Here is a 13,800-nt window from a genome sequence, read left to right on the forward strand (position 1 = left end):
CACGGGGCATCCCATGTTGTCTGCCGGTGATCTTATCCCCCATCGCACAGCCTTGCGGCGAGGGTCCTACAAACTGTCGTAATTGGCTGGACCAGCCGTCGGGCCCGGCGTGGCGCGGGCCCTCGCGACCGCGCCTCATCTGGGCCCGACCGCGCGGGTGTTACCGTCGGCCACGTGCAGTTTCCGACTCCCCGTACCCGGCTGTCCAGCGCAAGCGCGGCGATTCTCACCGCGCTGTGTGCAACGGCCGCGACCGTCCTGACGGGCTGTTCGGGACACACCGCCGAACCGCAGGCAGCGAACTCGGCTCCCATCACCAGCACCACCCGTATCGCCACCGCGGGCGTGCTCGGCAACCAGCGCCGGCCCGACGACTCGTGCGCGCCCAACCCGGCAGCGCTCGATGAAGGGCCGCCCATCCGTCAGGTGCACCACGCCGCGGGAGCCACCGACGTCAACGCCGACCCGCAGCGCATCGTCGTGCTCTCGGGCACAGCACTCGATGCGCTGTGCGCGCTGGGTCTGCAGTCCCGTGTCGTCGCCGCGGCGACCCCGACGGATTCGTCGGGCCAGACGTCGTATCTGGGCACCGTCATCCACAACGTGCCGGCGGCCGGCACGCGCGGCGCACCCGACATGGCGGCGGTCAAGGCCGCCAACCCCGACCTGATCATCGGCTCGCAGGTGTCGTCGACGTCGGACACCTACGGCGCGCTGTCGGCCATCGCACCGACGGTACTCACCGGTCCGTCCGGCGCGGCCTGGGAGGACGATCTACGGATGGTCGGTGCGGCGACCGGACGCGGCGCCGCCGCGGGCGCACTGGTCGACGGATTCAACGCCGACGCCTCCAGGATCGGCGGGCAGAACGACGCCTCGCACTTCCAGGTGTCGGTGGTGCAGCTGACCGAGGGCACCATGCGAATCTTCGGCGCCAACAACTTCCCGGGTAGCGTGCTGGCCCGGATCGGCGCGGATCGCCCTGCGCCGCAACGGTTCACCGACAAGCCGTACCGCGAGATCGACATCTCGAAGCTGACGCCCGGCACCGATTTCTCGACTGCCGACGGTGACATCGTCTACATGTCGTTCGAGTCACCGGCGGCCAAGGACAAGGCTGCCGCGTTGCTCGACAGCCCGGCCTGGAAGAAGCTCGCCGCCACCCGCGACAACCGGGTGTTCGTGGTGAACAACGAGGTATGGCAGACCGGCCAGGGCATCGTGGCCGCGCGCGGCATGCTCGACGACCTGCACTGGCTCAACGCGCCCATCAATTAGTCATTGCGCGTCCTGCAACGCCTGCTGGCCGAACTGTCCGAGTTCCAGCGAGCCGTCGGGCAGGACCAGCTCGCCCGACTCGATGCGCTGTCTCAGATAGGCGAACGTCTGCGCGGTCTGGGCGAACAGATGCTCGCCCGCGCGCAGCGCGGGGCGTGGCTTGGCGTCTGACGACGCGAACTGCGGCAGCGGTTTCACCTCGGTGTGGTAGTCGACGTTGAAGAACAGCGGAAACGAATACCGCTCCTCGGCGACCTTGCGGACCCGGTGGCTGGTGGCCACGAACGCGCCGTTGGTCCACAGCTCCAGCAGGTCCCCGACGTTGACGACGAACGTGCCGTCCACCGGTGGCACGTCGATCCACTCGCCCGCGCCGTTGAGCACCTCGAGGCCGGGGGCCGTCGGCTTGAGCAGGGTGAAACATTCGTAGTCGGTGTGCGCGCCGATCCCGACGCTGTCGTGGGCGTCCGGGTTGTACGGATAGTGGATGAGCCGCAGCTGGCTCGGCGTCTTGGTGGCGTGCCGGGAGAAGACCTCGGGATCCTCGCCGAGGGCGACGGCGAACGCCCACAGGAGCCGCTGCCCCACGGCCAGCACGGCCTGGTAGTACGCGGTCACCGCCTCGGCGAAACCGGGTAGGTCCGGCCAGGTATTGGGGCCCAGCATGGGGTTGCCGGCCAGATAATCCGGATCGTCGGCGGGCAGATCCAGCGCGGTGTCGAACGCTTCTTTCAGGTCCGGGACGGTGCCCTCCAGGCCCTCCTCGCCGACCGGCACATACCCGCGATGACAGCGGGACAGCCCGATGTAATCACGCATCTTTTCTTCGACCGGCAGCGCGAAGTACTCCTTCACCGCCGCCAGCATCGCGCCGAACAACGACTCGTCGATGCCGGTGCCGCTGATGTAGAAGAAGCCGACGTCGGCCGCCGCCCGGCCGAGCTCGGCGGCCACGCGGTGCTGCTCGGCACGCTCGGGTGACGACAATCCGCTGATATCGATGATCGGCACCGACGTGAATGACGTTACGCCACTCATGAATTCACATTCCCTTCCGAGTTGTCCACCGTCCAGCGCACGCCGTTGGCCTGGATTCCGTCGCCGACAGAAGCCACGTCGGCAAAGTCGATACCGAGGGCTCGCTGCTCGGCACCGCCCACGGCGCCGAGGATCACCCCGGTGCGGTCGGCCCAGCCGAACGTCGCGCCGGCCCGGACCAGTAGCGCCGCGGCCCCGGCGGGCCCGGACAACTGCAGCGCGCCTGTCGGGCCTGCCTCGCCGGGGTCGCGGACCCAGTGCTCGATGTAGTGTTCGTGCACGCCGGTCTCGACGAGAATGTCGCCCTCCCAGTGCATTACGCCGGCATCAGGATGTGGACCCGGTGTCGTGGCGTCGAACTCGCGATGCCACTGGAAGACGTCGGCCTCCTGGTGCAGGACGCCCGCGAAACCGCGGGAGTCCACGTAGGCCGTCGGGCCCTGCAGCCACAGCACACCTGGTGCGGTATCGCGGGTGCCGTCGGTGTCGATCAGCAGGGTGCGGCGCCAGAGGCCGGCGCACTCGGTCAGTAGTGGTGTCATGACGATTCCTCCCATCGCTGCTGCAGCATCCTCAGCCCGTCGGTGGTGGGCACCCCCACGGCCCGCACCCTGGCGAGCCCGCCGTCCGGGTACGCCTGCACGCGCAGTGCCGCCACGTCGGGCACGTCGACCGAGAACACCTGGCGCGCATCGGCGACCAGTCGTGTCCGGGGCAGCACCGGGATATCGAAAGCGACCATCCCCCAACCATGTTCACGATCGGGACCGCCACGGCTGCCCAGCACCGACACCTCCAGGCTGGCGTTGAACACGAAGTACGACGTGTCGACCTCGATCCGGCGCAGGTCGGCGGGCACGGCGAACGAGACGATCACCGCGTCATGGGTATCCGGTCCGACATCACGGCGCCTGCGCGCCTCCCACCCGTCGCCCATGTTGTGCGGCCGGTTCGGCAGGATCAGCGACGTGGCGCTGGAATAGAAGCTGTCGCTGCACCATTCGACCCGGCCACCGTTCTCCAGGCCGGAAACCTCGACGGTGACATCGCTCCAGGATGCGGGGTCCGGCACCACCTCGCCGTATGCCCGCAGCCGCGCGACACCGCCGTCGGAGTGCAGCCGCAGCCGCAGATGCGTCCACCGCCGGTGGTCCGCGACGGCCAGAAGATTGTGCGAATCCGCTTTGAGCACAGTGGGTTCCACTATCGGTGTCCAGGCCACGGCGGGGTCTGCCGGATCGTCGGTGCGCGCCAGCACGCAGGCGTCCACCGCGCAGCCACTCGGGTGATTGCCCGAGAAGAACCGGGTGTCCACGTCGATGGTGTGCAGCCGGCCGGGTGTGCCCAGCCGGATGATCGCCCAGTCGCCGGCGCGGCCGGCATGGCGGCGGGTTTCCCAGCCGTCCACCACTTCGCCGCGCAGGTCGAAGGTTCCTGGCACGAAGGCGGGTTCGGCTGGGTCGATGAGCCGCTCCTTGAATCCGAACGATTCGTCGCTGGCGGCCACCACGCTGCCGCCGACGAGGCGCGAGGCGAGATCGATGTCGGTCATAGGCCCAGCGCCTCCGACAGCGGCCAGTGGCTGCGTGGGTTGTCCGGTCCTGGCGCGAACACGCCGGTCTTGCTGGTGGACAGCCCCAGCCCGACAACGGCCTGTGCGAGGGCCACCGCGGCGGCGACCCCGTCGACCGCGGGCACCCCGAGCTTGGCGGAGATCGCCGCCGTCACTCCGGCCATCCCGGCGCACCCCAGACAGATCACGTCGGCGCCGTCCTCGTTGATGGCGCGCGCTGCCTCGTCGACGATCGCCTGCACAGCACCCGCGGCGTCGGCGTCGACATCTGCCGTGCTGAGGCCGCAGGCGCGCACCGAGGCGCAGTGCGCGTTCAGGCCGGCCAGCAGCAGCCGGTCCTCGATGGGCGGGATCGACCGGGCGAGCGTGGTGATCACCGAGAACCGCCGCCCGATCAGATGCGCGACGTGCGCGGCGCATTCGGCGATGTCGAACACCGGCACCGTCAGCATCTCGGCGAGCGCGTCGCGGCCGTGCTCACCGAAACCGGCGAGGACCACGGCGTCGAAGTCGAAGTCGCCCGACCGGGCCAGTCGGGCAACCAGGTCCATCACCCCGACCGCGGAAAGGTAGCTCTCGGCGGCGGAGTCGATTGCCGCCGAGCCGAAATACGGTGACATGCAGACGATCTCAGTGTCAGTGTGCGCGGCGGATCGAGCGGCGGCCGCGATCTCGGCCGTCATCCCCGCCGAGGTGTTCGGGTTGAGCACCAGGATTCTCATGCCGGCTCCCCCACCAACGCCGGCGTGCCGGCCACCCAGGTCTGCAGCACCGAACCCCGCAGTGCGGCCCCGTCATACGGGCTCACCGGATGGCGGTGCCGTAGCGTCGCCGCCCGCACCGTATCCAGGGCGCCGGGGTCGAAGGCGCACAGGTCGGCCCGCAGTCCCACCGCGATCCGGCCCCGATCGGCGTAACCGGCCAGCGCGGCGGGGCGTTCCGACATCCACCGGCTCACGTCCGCCAGCCCGAAGCCACGTGCGGCGGCCTGGGTCCACACCGCGCGGGGGCTCAGCTGCAGTGAGCTGATCCCACCGAATGCCTGCCCGAAATCCCCGGCGCCCTTGAGCTGCGGCGCGCAGGGCGAGTGGTCGGACACCACCAGATCCAGCGTGCCGTCGTGCAGCGCGGACCACAGCAGTTCGCGGTTGGCACCATCCCGGATGGGTGGACAGCAGGCGAATTCGGTGGCACCGTCGTGCACCGCCTCGGCGGCGAATGTCAGGTAATGCGGGCAGGTTTCGGCCGTCACCGAAATGCCGGCCCGCTTGGCCTCGACCAATCGGGCCAGCACCGTGGCGCTGGAGACGTGCACGATGTGCGCCCGGGCCCCGGTCGCCGCCGCGGCGTCGATCACCAATGCCACGGCATCGTCTTCGGCGGCTTCGGGTCGCGACGCGAGGAACGACCGGTATGCCCGGCCCGCCGGCACTGGACCGGCATCGATCACTCCATGACTCTCGGCGTGGACCAGCAGCACCGAGCCCAGTTCGGCGATGCGCCGCATGGCATCCCGGAATTGCGGCGGGCTCAGGTGCGGAAAGTTTGGGTTGCCCGAATCCGCGAGAAAGCACTTGAAACCGCGGACCCCGGCCCGCGCCAGATCGGCCAGACCGTCCAGGTTGTCCGGCACCACCCCGGCCCAGTAGCCGACATCGACGTGGCAATTACCCTCTGCCGTGGCCTTTTTGGTGTCCAGCGCCGCGACGCTCGTGGTCACGGGGTCGCAGTCCAGCGGCATGTCCACCACGGTGGTGATGCCGGCCGCGGCCGCCGCCCCGGTGGCGGTCGCGAACCCCTCCCAGTCGGTACCAGGTTCGTTGATGTGGACGTGCGTATCGACGAAACCCGGCAGCAGCACCACCGATTCGGGCAACCGGAGGTCTTCCACCGCAACGCAATCGGCGTCGACGTCACCGACGAAGACGATGTGACCACTATCGATCCCCACAGCGGCCGGAATCTGGTGACCGTCGACTAGCACCCGATCGGCGCGCAGCACACACTCCATCACAGTCCACCGAACCTGTGCTGGAAATGGTCGGTGAGCTCGGGCCACACGTGTGGATCATGGCCGGGAATCAGCTGAAACCCCCTGTCGGCGGCCAACTTCTTGAGTCGGCGGATCGGCTCGATGGTGTCCTGCGGGTCGACGTCGATGAACCCGCCGATGGCGAGCTCGTGCTCGATGTTCTCGGTGAGGTCGGCGGCGTCGAACGCGAAGACGAAGCCGTCACCGCCGACGGACGGGTCGAGTTCGACGACGAAGCTCTGGTGCCCCGGCGTGTGCCCATAGGTCGGCACCGCGGTGATGCCCGGGGCGATCTCGGCTTCCCCGTCGGCCAGGTGCCACTCGATGTTCGGGTCGTCGAAATCGATGCGGTTGATCGCGTTGCGTTCAGGCTCAGGGTGATTCGACAGCCCGTACTCGAGTTCACGGCGCTGGGCGTGCACCGGGACCTTTCCGGCGAACAGCTTGAGCCCGCCGGCATGGTCGTGATGCAGGTGGCTGACGGCGACGGTGTGGATCTCGTCGAAATCCACCCCGACCTCCGCCAGCCGCTGCTCGATCGGCTCACCGGGTCCGGGCAGCACCGGGCGGTACTCGACGGTCGGGAAGAACCGCCGGTACAGTGCCGGGTCCCGTACGAGCGCGGTGTTGAATCCCGTGTCGAGCAACACCCAGCCGCCGTCGGTCTGCAGCAACACTCCGGGCACCGGCTCCCGCATGCGCTCCTCCGGCGGTGCGCCGTACACCGACACCGATTTCGGCAGTTCCTCCCAGCCCAGGGTCAGCAGGATGATCCGCCTGACCCCGGGCTTGCCGACGAGAGTGGCCATCAGCCGACCGAAAGGGCGTTCAGCCGCAGCGAATTCGGGTTGGTGACCACGTGTGCCTGTTCGACGCCCTTGAGCCACGGCTGGGCCACCATGAAGTCGTTGACGTCAGCGATGTTGAGCCAGCACCCGGTCTTGACGGCTTCCACACCAGCGGTGGAGAAGTCGGCATCGGCGTCGGTCGGCAGGCCCGCGGCGAGTGCGGCGGTAACCGGCGGCGCCGAGCACCCGAAGAAGTTCAAGCCACCGTCGGCGTCCCACGAGATGTGGCCCCACGTGTAGGGCGACGGCGCGTCGGGCCAGCCGAGATAGGTCATGATCTCCGGCGCGGACTGCCCGTCGGTGCCGACCCAGCCGTAGATCTCGGACGTGGGGTACGCCTGCACCTTGGCGGTCAGCCCCGCCGCGGCCAGCTGTGTCTGAATCAGGTTGCTGATCAACTGGTTATCGGGGTTGCTGGAGTCGTAGCCGATGGTGACGGTCTTCTGATCGGCGGGCAGTTTGCCTGCGATGCCGGACAACGCCGACGCGTCATGCGGGACCGATTGCTTGCCGTATTCGGCGGCCATCATGTTCGGCGGATAGATCTGCTCGGCTTTCTTGCCGCGTCCGAAGTACGTCTGCTTTACCAGTTCGTCGACGTCGATCGCCTGCATCACCGCCGCGCGGTTCTTGGCGTCGGTCATCATGCCCTTGCGCGGGTTGATGTACGCGTAGTTCGACATCATGGTCGGCAGCGAGTAGTTGGTGAACGACTTGTTGTTCAGGTACGACTGGACCGCCGAGGACGGCAGGTCGTGCAGGATCGCGGCCACTTGGCCGTTGTTGAACTGCAGCTGCTGCGCCGAGACGTCGGTGATGACCGGAAGCTCGACCTTCTCGAAATACGGTTTGGTGCCCCAGTATTCGGGGAAGGCGGCCAGCGCGTAGTGCGAACCCACCTGGGCGTCGGTCAGCACGAACGGACCCGTGCCGAGGTCGTGGGTGGTCAGATAACCCTGCGCGTTGTCGGTGCCGGCGTTCTTCTTCAGGCCTTCGGGGCTGAGCATCCGGGGGCCGTACGGACATGCGAGGTAGTCGAGGAACGCTGAGTTGGGCGCCTTCAGCGTGATGGTGACGCCGTAATCACCTTGCGTGGTGACCGATTCCACGTCCTTGACCATGTAGGCCGGGCCCTGGTTGACGGCCACCCGGCGGTCGAACGATGCCTTGACCGCCGCTGACGTGAACGGGGTGCCGTCGTGGAACTTGACGTCCTCACGGAGCTTGAACGTGAACACCTTGTTGTCCGGCGACGCCGTCCAGCTGGTGGCCAGGAGCGGTTCCAGGACGGCCTTGTCGACACCGGCCTTGTACTGCAGCAGCCCTTCGTAGGTGTTGGTGGTGAGCAACAGGCCCTGGCCCGCGTAGTAGATGTCAGGGTCCGGCGGCTGCCCCGGGTCCTGCAGGAACGACAGGTGCAGAACCTTGTCGGTCGGCGCGGCGTTGGGCGTGCCGCCGCCGGAATTCGAACCACCGCAACCGCTCAGCGTCAACATCACCGCGGCACCGGCTGCGGCGATCCGCCAGCCTCCGCGCGCACGGCCGGGGACCTTGTGGCTCTTCATCATCGGGCAGCTCCTTCGAGGGCGGGGTTGGACAGTTCGGGCGGACACATTTCGGAAAACGCGGTGATGATCTCCTCGGTGGTGCGCATGGCACCGGCCTGCAGGTACTCCATGGCATCCAGGGCAGCGTCGTGGCGATAGGTCGACGACCCGCCCACGCAGTCGGTCACGACGCGGACGTAGAAGTCCCGCTGGTGCGCGTCGGCGAAGGTGTAGTGCACGCAGACGTCGGTGAGCCCGCCGATGAGAATGAGCGTCGATGCCCGCAGGCCCGACAGCACGATCTCGAAATCCGTTCCGATGAAACCGGAATAGCGGCGTTTGACGATGTGGAACTCATGGTTGGGCCCGTCGAAGTCGGGCAGCAGCGCGGGATGCAGCGGTGTGCCCGGCCGGCCGTCCACGCAATGCTCCCCCTCCGCGCCGTCGAGTTCGCGACCGAAGTCGATTCCGTTGGGGCGGTGGACTTCCTGGAAGAACACGATCGGGATTCGCGCGGCGCGGGCAGCCGCGATGAGGCGCTGTGCCCGGGCGATCCGGTCCCCGTAACCGGCCATGTGCTCGATGCCGACCAACTCGGCCGGCATGTCGCCGGACTCCTGCATGTCGACGACGACGAGGACGGGATTACCTACGATGAGCGGCTGTTTCGGCACCTAACCTCCTGTGACTGCGATACGTGGATCGGCGGCGGCCTGCAGCAGGTCCACCACCGTGTTGATGACGACGTAGAGCGCGCCGAGCATCAGCGTGACCCCGGCGATCGCCGGGAAATCCGCGACGGGAATGCTCTGCGCGACGTACTGCCCGATGCCGGGCCAGCCGAAGACCTGCTCGACCACCAGTACGCCCGAAAACATCAGGCCCACTTGGAGTCCCGTCATCGACAGCGCGGCGCCGACCGAGTTCCGCAGCACATGCCTGGCCAGGATCCGGGTCTCGGACAGCCCCTTGGCGCGCGCCGTCCGCGCATAGTCGCTGTCGATGTCGGCGAGCAGACTGCTGCGCAGCACCCGGCCGATCGCGACGGCCGGGCCGATCGCGATGACGAACGCCGGCAGGATCAGATGGTGTGCGGCGTCGGCGACGACGTCGAGTCGCCCGTGGAGCAGACCGTCGACGGTCAGCATGCCGGTCGGGCCGGTCGGCGGATTCGGCACGGCGAGGCGGCCGTTGGCGGGCACCCAGCCCAGGTCTTGATAGAAGACGATGAGGCCGAGGATGCCGAGCAGGAACATCGGCGCCGACGAACCCGTGAACAGCACTGCCCGAAGCACGTTGGCGCCGCGCCAGTTCAGGGTCGTGCTGAACGCCAGCAGCACCGCGAGGACGACGGCGATCAGCAGGCCGGCGAGTGCCAGTTCCAGGGTTGCCGGGACGAACGAGCCGAGGTCGGACATCACCGCATGCCGGGTCCGGTACGACGTGCCCAAATCACCCGTCGCCGCACCGGACAGATAGTGCCAGAACTGCACCAGCACAGGGTCATTCAGCCCCAGCGCCGCGCGCCGTGTTGCCACCGCATCGGCCGAGGCCTGAGCGCCCAGTTGGGCCTTCACCGGATCCAGTGGCGAGATGTTCTGCAGGACGAACATCACTGCCGTGAGGGCGACCAGGATGGCCACCATCGACCCCAACCGCGAGACCACGAAGGTCTTCATGCTTTCACTCACCTCTCTTCACGCGCTCATCACCGGATCGTCGGCCTACGTCGTCTTCATGAGATTGCGCAGGCAGTCGCCGGAGATGTTGGCGACCAGGGCCAGCACGAGCACCCCGAGTCCGGGCATGACCGGAATCCACCACTGCTGCAGGAAGTAGCTCAGGTTGCGCGCGGAGTCTGCGCCGAGCTCCGGTGCCGGTGCGGCCTGCCCGAGCCCGAGGAAGGACAGGCCGGCCAGGGTCAGGATCAGCGTGCCGATATCAAGGCTGGCGGCGACCAGCGCGTTGGGCACCGCGCCCGGCAGCAGGTGCCGGCCCGCGAGCCGAAATCGACTGACACCGGCCAGCTTCGCGGCCTCGACGTGCGGGCGTGCGGCCAGCCGCGCCACCTCACCGCGCACCAGCCGGGCGTAGAACGGCCACCACACGATGGACACCGCGATCAGGGTGTGCAGGAAGCTCGGTCCCAGCGCCGCGACCACGGCGATCGCCAGCACCGGGGCGGGCAGCGACAGAAAGCCGTCGGTGATGCGCATCAGCGTCGAATCGATCCAGCCGCCGGCCGCCCCGGCGATCAGGCCCACGAGCCCGCCGATCAGCAGGCCCAGTGCCACCACGGCCAGCGCGGCCAGCCAACTCGACCGCGCCCCGTAGAGCACCCGGGACAGGATGTCCCGTCCCACACTGTCGGTGCCGAGCAGGAACCCGTGCTCGCCCGGCGCCTGCAGCGGCATCCCTACCGGGATCAGCGGGTCGTGCGGAGCCAGCAGCGGCACCGCGACGACGGCCATCGTCAGCAGGATCACGAGGGCGAACCCCACGCGGTTGATGAGCAGCGACCGAGATTCCGGCAACGCCAGGCGCAGCCGGCCACGACCGCGGGTCAGACTCGGGGCGGGGATCGCGATGGCCATCAGCGCACCTTCTCTTCGATACAGGCGACCTGGTGTGTACCACCGGATTTGCCCACGAGCCGGACATCGAGTTCGTCGCCACTGCAGGCGTCGACGGCCACCGGGCACCTCGGATGGAACGCGCACCCCGTCGGCGGGGACAGCGGGCTCGCCGGTTCGCCTGGCAGGACCCGTGATTCGCGGCCGAGGTCGGGGATCGCGTCGACCAGCGCGCGGGTGTACGGGTGCGTCGGGTTTCCGATGACCTCTTCGGCCGGCCCGATCTCCACGATGCGGCCCAGGTACATCACGGCGATGCGATCGGCGACCACGCGGGCCACCGACAGGTCGTGCGTCACGAACACCACGGACATGTCCAGACCGCGGCGCAGGTCACCGATCAGGTTGAGCACCGAGGCGGCCAGGGACACGTCCAGGGCGCTCGTCGGTTCGTCGCACAACAACACAGCGGGCGGGACGACGGTGGCGCGGGCCAGCGAAACCCGTTGGCGCTGACCGCCCGACAGCTGGCCGGCGCGTGACTTCGCCACCTCCGCGGGCAACCCCACCCGGTCGAGCACCTCGATGACGGCGTCGCGCCGCGCGGCCCGCGACAGTTTCCGGCCGCGCAATCGCTCGGCGATCAACTCACCGACCGACAACCACGGCGTGAGCGAGGCGCCCGCGTCCTGGAACACCATCTGTGGGCGCTGCTCCCCGGCCACCTCGACCGTGCCGGTCGTCGCCTTCTCCAGACCGGCGATCACCCGCAGCAGCGTGGACTTTCCCGAACCGCTCTCCCCTACCAGTGCCACCGACTCGCCATGTCCCACCCGCAGCGTCACGCCGCGCAGCGCCTGGAGCTTGCCGTGCGGCGCCACGGTGAAGGTCTTGGTCACGTCGGTCACCGTGACGGCCGCGGGTTGGTCTGTGGCGGCCGGGCCGACCGGCTGTGCGGCAACAGGTTCCGGCCCGGCGACGGGTTCTGCCGCCGGATCGCGCACCAACTGCTCCGGGGTGAGCAGACAGGCGCTGACCCGTCCGGGGCCGACGGACGTCGGCTCGGGAGAGGATGTCTCGCAGTCGTCGGTGGCTTGGTCACAGCGCGGGCTGAAGGCGCATCCGGGGAGCGGTGACAGCGGGCTCGGCACCGACCCCGGCAGCGCCGCCAGCCGACGGCCACGCACGGTGTCCAGCGTCAGCCGTGACCGCAGCAGCCCGCGGGTGTACGGGTGCGCGGGTGAGCCGAGAACCTCACCGGCCGGGCCGACTTCGGCGATGCGGCCGGCGTAGAGCACGGCGATGCGGTCGGAGATCTGCGCTGCCACCCCGAGGTCGTGGGTGATGAAGACGATGCTGCAACCGATTTCGTCGCGGAGCCGTTGCAGCAGCTTGAGCACCTGCGCCTGCACGGTGACATCCAGCGCCGTGGTCGGCTCGTCGGCGATGATGAGTTCCGGTGAGCCGGCGATCGCGATGGCGATCATCACGCGCTGCCGCAGGCCGCCGGAGAGTTCGTGCGGGTAGGCGCGCATCCGCCGCGCTGGATCGGGTATGCCGACCGCGGTCAGCAGTCGCAGCGCTTCGTCGTCGCTGCCGGCCGCCTCGGCGACCTGCTTGCCGATGCGCATGGTCGGGTTCAGCGAGGTCATCGGATCTTGGAACACCGCACCCAGATCGAGGCGGCGAACCGTGCGCAGCGCCTTCGGGTCACCGTGCACCATGTCCGAGCCGGCCACCGAGATGCTGCCCTCGATCCGGGCCGACGACGGCAGCAGCCCCAGCATGCCGAAGCCCAATACGCTTTTCCCCGAACCTGATTCACCTACCAGCCCCAGGATTTCGCCACGCTGAACGGTCAGCGAGACGCCGCGCAGCGCGTGCACCTCGCGGCCGTTGCGCGGGAACGTGACATGCAGACCCGCCACAGTCGCCACCGCGTCCGGGTTCGACGACACAGTGGCGACCTGCGTGGCGTCCACCACCGATACAGCAGTGCCCATGTGTGCTCTCCTGCGTTCTGATCGCCATGCCGTGGGACGTCCGTGACCGCTGGCCTGTCAGTTGACAGTTTTCTCCCCGGACCATCGCGCATGGTGTCGCCGAAGTAAGCACGATGTAAGCAACCGGGGCCCTCAGGTAATCGGCCGATATCGTAGGTTTCTGTCGCGTGACAGATACTGGCCGCCGGTATCGATGCCCGCCGGCGTGGACCACGATGAATGGATGTCGACCACCCACACAGGACGGCCTCGACTGCGGCCCCAGCGGCGCCCGGGCGTCACCGGCCGAGACGAAATCCTCGATGCCGCAAGCGAATTGTTCACCACCCTGGGCTACGCGGGTACGTCGACGCGCACCATCGCCGATTCGGTCGGCATCAGGCAGGCGTCGTTGTACCACTACTTCAAGACCAAAGACGACATCCTGTGCGCCGTGCTGAGCCAGACCGTCACCCCGACACTGGCGTTCATCCCGAGCCTGCAGAGCGCCACGCCGGCATTGTCGGCAACCGAGCACCTGCACGCCCTGGCCGCGTTCGACGGTGGCCAATTGCTCGGTGGCACTTGGAATCTGGGCGCGCTCTACCTGCTTCCCGAACTGCGCGCCGATCGCCTGGAGCCATTCTGGTCCGACCGCGAGCGCCTGCGACAGTACTATCTGACTCTGAGCCGGACAGTCCTGCAGGACACCGGCGTCCATCCGGCGGCGGCCGACCTACCGTTCCGGCTGGTCGAATCGCTCGTCAACATGTGGTCGGTGCCGCACGGCCCCGAACGATGCGATCTGCCCATGCAGGTCGCCGATGCCGGCGTGCGCGTGCTGGGCGTCCTCGACGCCGAAACACCCGCCCTACGCGAGCGCACCAGGCAGGTCATCGAACAACACACCGGCCCCGGATAACCTCTTA

General features: G+C 68.3%; 13 protein-coding genes. 2 read left to right on the forward strand and 11 right to left on the reverse strand.

The window, feature by feature from the left end; all coding sequences use genetic code 11:
• Positions 1-174 precede the first annotated feature (174 nt).
• Complete coding sequence (locus ACJH7A_RS08705; RefSeq protein WP_406801779.1) at positions 175-1,278, forward strand: ABC transporter substrate-binding protein; 1,104 nt, start codon at positions 175-177, stop codon at positions 1,276-1,278.
• On the opposite strand, the gene ACJH7A_RS08710 is transcribed toward ACJH7A_RS08705, so the two are convergent.
• Genes ACJH7A_RS08710 through ACJH7A_RS08760 form a run of 11 tightly spaced genes read right to left on the reverse strand, consistent with a single transcriptional unit; the run spans position 1,279 to position 12,892 of the window.
• Entirely contained in the window at positions 1,279-2,316 is a 1,038-nt protein-coding gene (locus ACJH7A_RS08710; RefSeq protein WP_406801780.1) for an isopenicillin N synthase family dioxygenase, read from the reverse strand.
• On the reverse strand, positions 2,313-2,858 hold the full coding sequence (locus ACJH7A_RS08715; protein ID WP_133427153.1) for a hypothetical protein: 546 nt from the start codon (positions 2,856-2,858) through the stop codon (positions 2,313-2,315). Before ACJH7A_RS08715 ends, ACJH7A_RS08710 begins: the two co-directional genes overlap by 4 nt.
• Positions 2,855-3,868, reverse strand: a complete 1,014-nt coding sequence (gene alc, locus ACJH7A_RS08720) for an allantoicase (RefSeq protein WP_406801781.1) — start codon at positions 3,866-3,868, stop codon at positions 2,855-2,857. Before alc ends, ACJH7A_RS08715 begins: the two co-directional genes overlap by 4 nt.
• Positions 3,865-4,611, reverse strand: a complete 747-nt coding sequence (locus tag ACJH7A_RS08725) for an aspartate/glutamate racemase family protein (protein ID WP_406801782.1) — start codon at positions 4,609-4,611, stop codon at positions 3,865-3,867. Before ACJH7A_RS08725 ends, alc begins: the two co-directional genes overlap by 4 nt.
• Positions 4,608-5,900: an allantoinase AllB gene (gene allB, locus ACJH7A_RS08730; protein WP_406801783.1), complete on the reverse strand. Its 1,293-nt coding sequence runs from the start codon at positions 5,898-5,900 to the stop codon at positions 4,608-4,610. Before allB ends, ACJH7A_RS08725 begins: the two co-directional genes overlap by 4 nt.
• Positions 5,900-6,730, reverse strand: a complete 831-nt coding sequence (locus ACJH7A_RS08735; RefSeq protein ID WP_406801784.1) for an N-acyl homoserine lactonase family protein — start codon at positions 6,728-6,730, stop codon at positions 5,900-5,902. The genes allB and ACJH7A_RS08735 overlap by 1 nt, the downstream gene beginning before the upstream one ends.
• The gene (locus ACJH7A_RS08740; protein WP_061004109.1) at positions 6,730-8,334 is read right to left on the reverse strand and encodes an ABC transporter substrate-binding protein; all 1,605 of its coding nucleotides are present in this window, start codon (positions 8,332-8,334) and stop codon (positions 6,730-6,732) included. Before ACJH7A_RS08740 ends, ACJH7A_RS08735 begins: the two co-directional genes overlap by 1 nt.
• The gene (locus ACJH7A_RS08745; protein WP_406801785.1) at positions 8,334-8,990 is read right to left on the reverse strand and encodes a cysteine hydrolase family protein; all 657 of its coding nucleotides are present in this window, start codon (positions 8,988-8,990) and stop codon (positions 8,334-8,336) included. Before ACJH7A_RS08745 ends, ACJH7A_RS08740 begins: the two co-directional genes overlap by 1 nt.
• Positions 8,991-9,995, reverse strand: coding sequence for an ABC transporter permease (locus tag ACJH7A_RS08750; RefSeq protein WP_406801786.1), 1,005 nt, complete (start codon positions 9,993-9,995; stop codon positions 8,991-8,993).
• Between the two features lie 45 nt (positions 9,996-10,040).
• Entirely contained in the window at positions 10,041-10,910 is an 870-nt protein-coding gene (locus ACJH7A_RS08755) for an ABC transporter permease (RefSeq protein WP_406801787.1), read from the reverse strand.
• A complete protein-coding gene (locus ACJH7A_RS08760; protein WP_406801788.1) occupies positions 10,910-12,892 on the reverse strand; it encodes a dipeptide ABC transporter ATP-binding protein in 1,983 nt (660 codons plus the stop codon). Before ACJH7A_RS08760 ends, ACJH7A_RS08755 begins: the two co-directional genes overlap by 1 nt.
• Positions 12,893-13,115: 223 nt before the next feature.
• Between ACJH7A_RS08760 and ACJH7A_RS08765 the strand changes: the two genes are divergently transcribed.
• Entirely contained in the window at positions 13,116-13,793 is a 678-nt protein-coding gene (locus tag ACJH7A_RS08765) for a TetR/AcrR family transcriptional regulator (protein WP_064859108.1), read from the forward strand.
• Positions 13,794-13,800: the final 7 nt, after the last annotated feature.

Origin of the sequence: Mycobacterium sp. SMC-17 (assembly GCF_045310915.1) — a bacterium.
GTDB lineage: Bacteria > Actinomycetota > Actinomycetes > Mycobacteriales > Mycobacteriaceae > Mycobacterium.

Coding starts and splice junctions, on each gene's coding strand:
- ACJH7A_RS08710 (WP_406801780.1), bottom strand. CDS start 2,316: ATGAGTGGCGTAACGTCATTCACGTCGGTGCCGATCATCGATATCAGC.
- allB (WP_406801783.1), bottom strand. CDS start 5,900: ATGGAGTGTGTGCTGCGCGCCGATCGGGTGCTAGTCGACGGTCACCAG.
- ACJH7A_RS08765 (WP_064859108.1), top strand. CDS start 13,116: ATGTCGACCACCCACACAGGACGGCCTCGACTGCGGCCCCAGCGGCGC.
- ACJH7A_RS08740 (WP_061004109.1), bottom strand. CDS start 8,334: ATGAAGAGCCACAAGGTCCCCGGCCGTGCGCGCGGAGGCTGGCGGATC.
- ACJH7A_RS08760 (WP_406801788.1), bottom strand. CDS start 12,892: ATGGGCACTGCTGTATCGGTGGTGGACGCCACGCAGGTCGCCACTGTG.
- ACJH7A_RS08755 (WP_406801787.1), bottom strand. CDS start 10,910: ATGGCCATCGCGATCCCCGCCCCGAGTCTGACCCGCGGTCGTGGCCGG.
- ACJH7A_RS08735 (WP_406801784.1), bottom strand. CDS start 6,730: ATGGCCACTCTCGTCGGCAAGCCCGGGGTCAGGCGGATCATCCTGCTG.
- ACJH7A_RS08715 (WP_133427153.1), bottom strand. CDS start 2,858: ATGACACCACTACTGACCGAGTGCGCCGGCCTCTGGCGCCGCACCCTG.
- ACJH7A_RS08750 (WP_406801786.1), bottom strand. CDS start 9,995: ATGAAGACCTTCGTGGTCTCGCGGTTGGGGTCGATGGTGGCCATCCTG.
- ACJH7A_RS08725 (WP_406801782.1), bottom strand. CDS start 4,611: ATGAGAATCCTGGTGCTCAACCCGAACACCTCGGCGGGGATGACGGCC.
- alc (WP_406801781.1), bottom strand. CDS start 3,868: ATGACCGACATCGATCTCGCCTCGCGCCTCGTCGGCGGCAGCGTGGTG.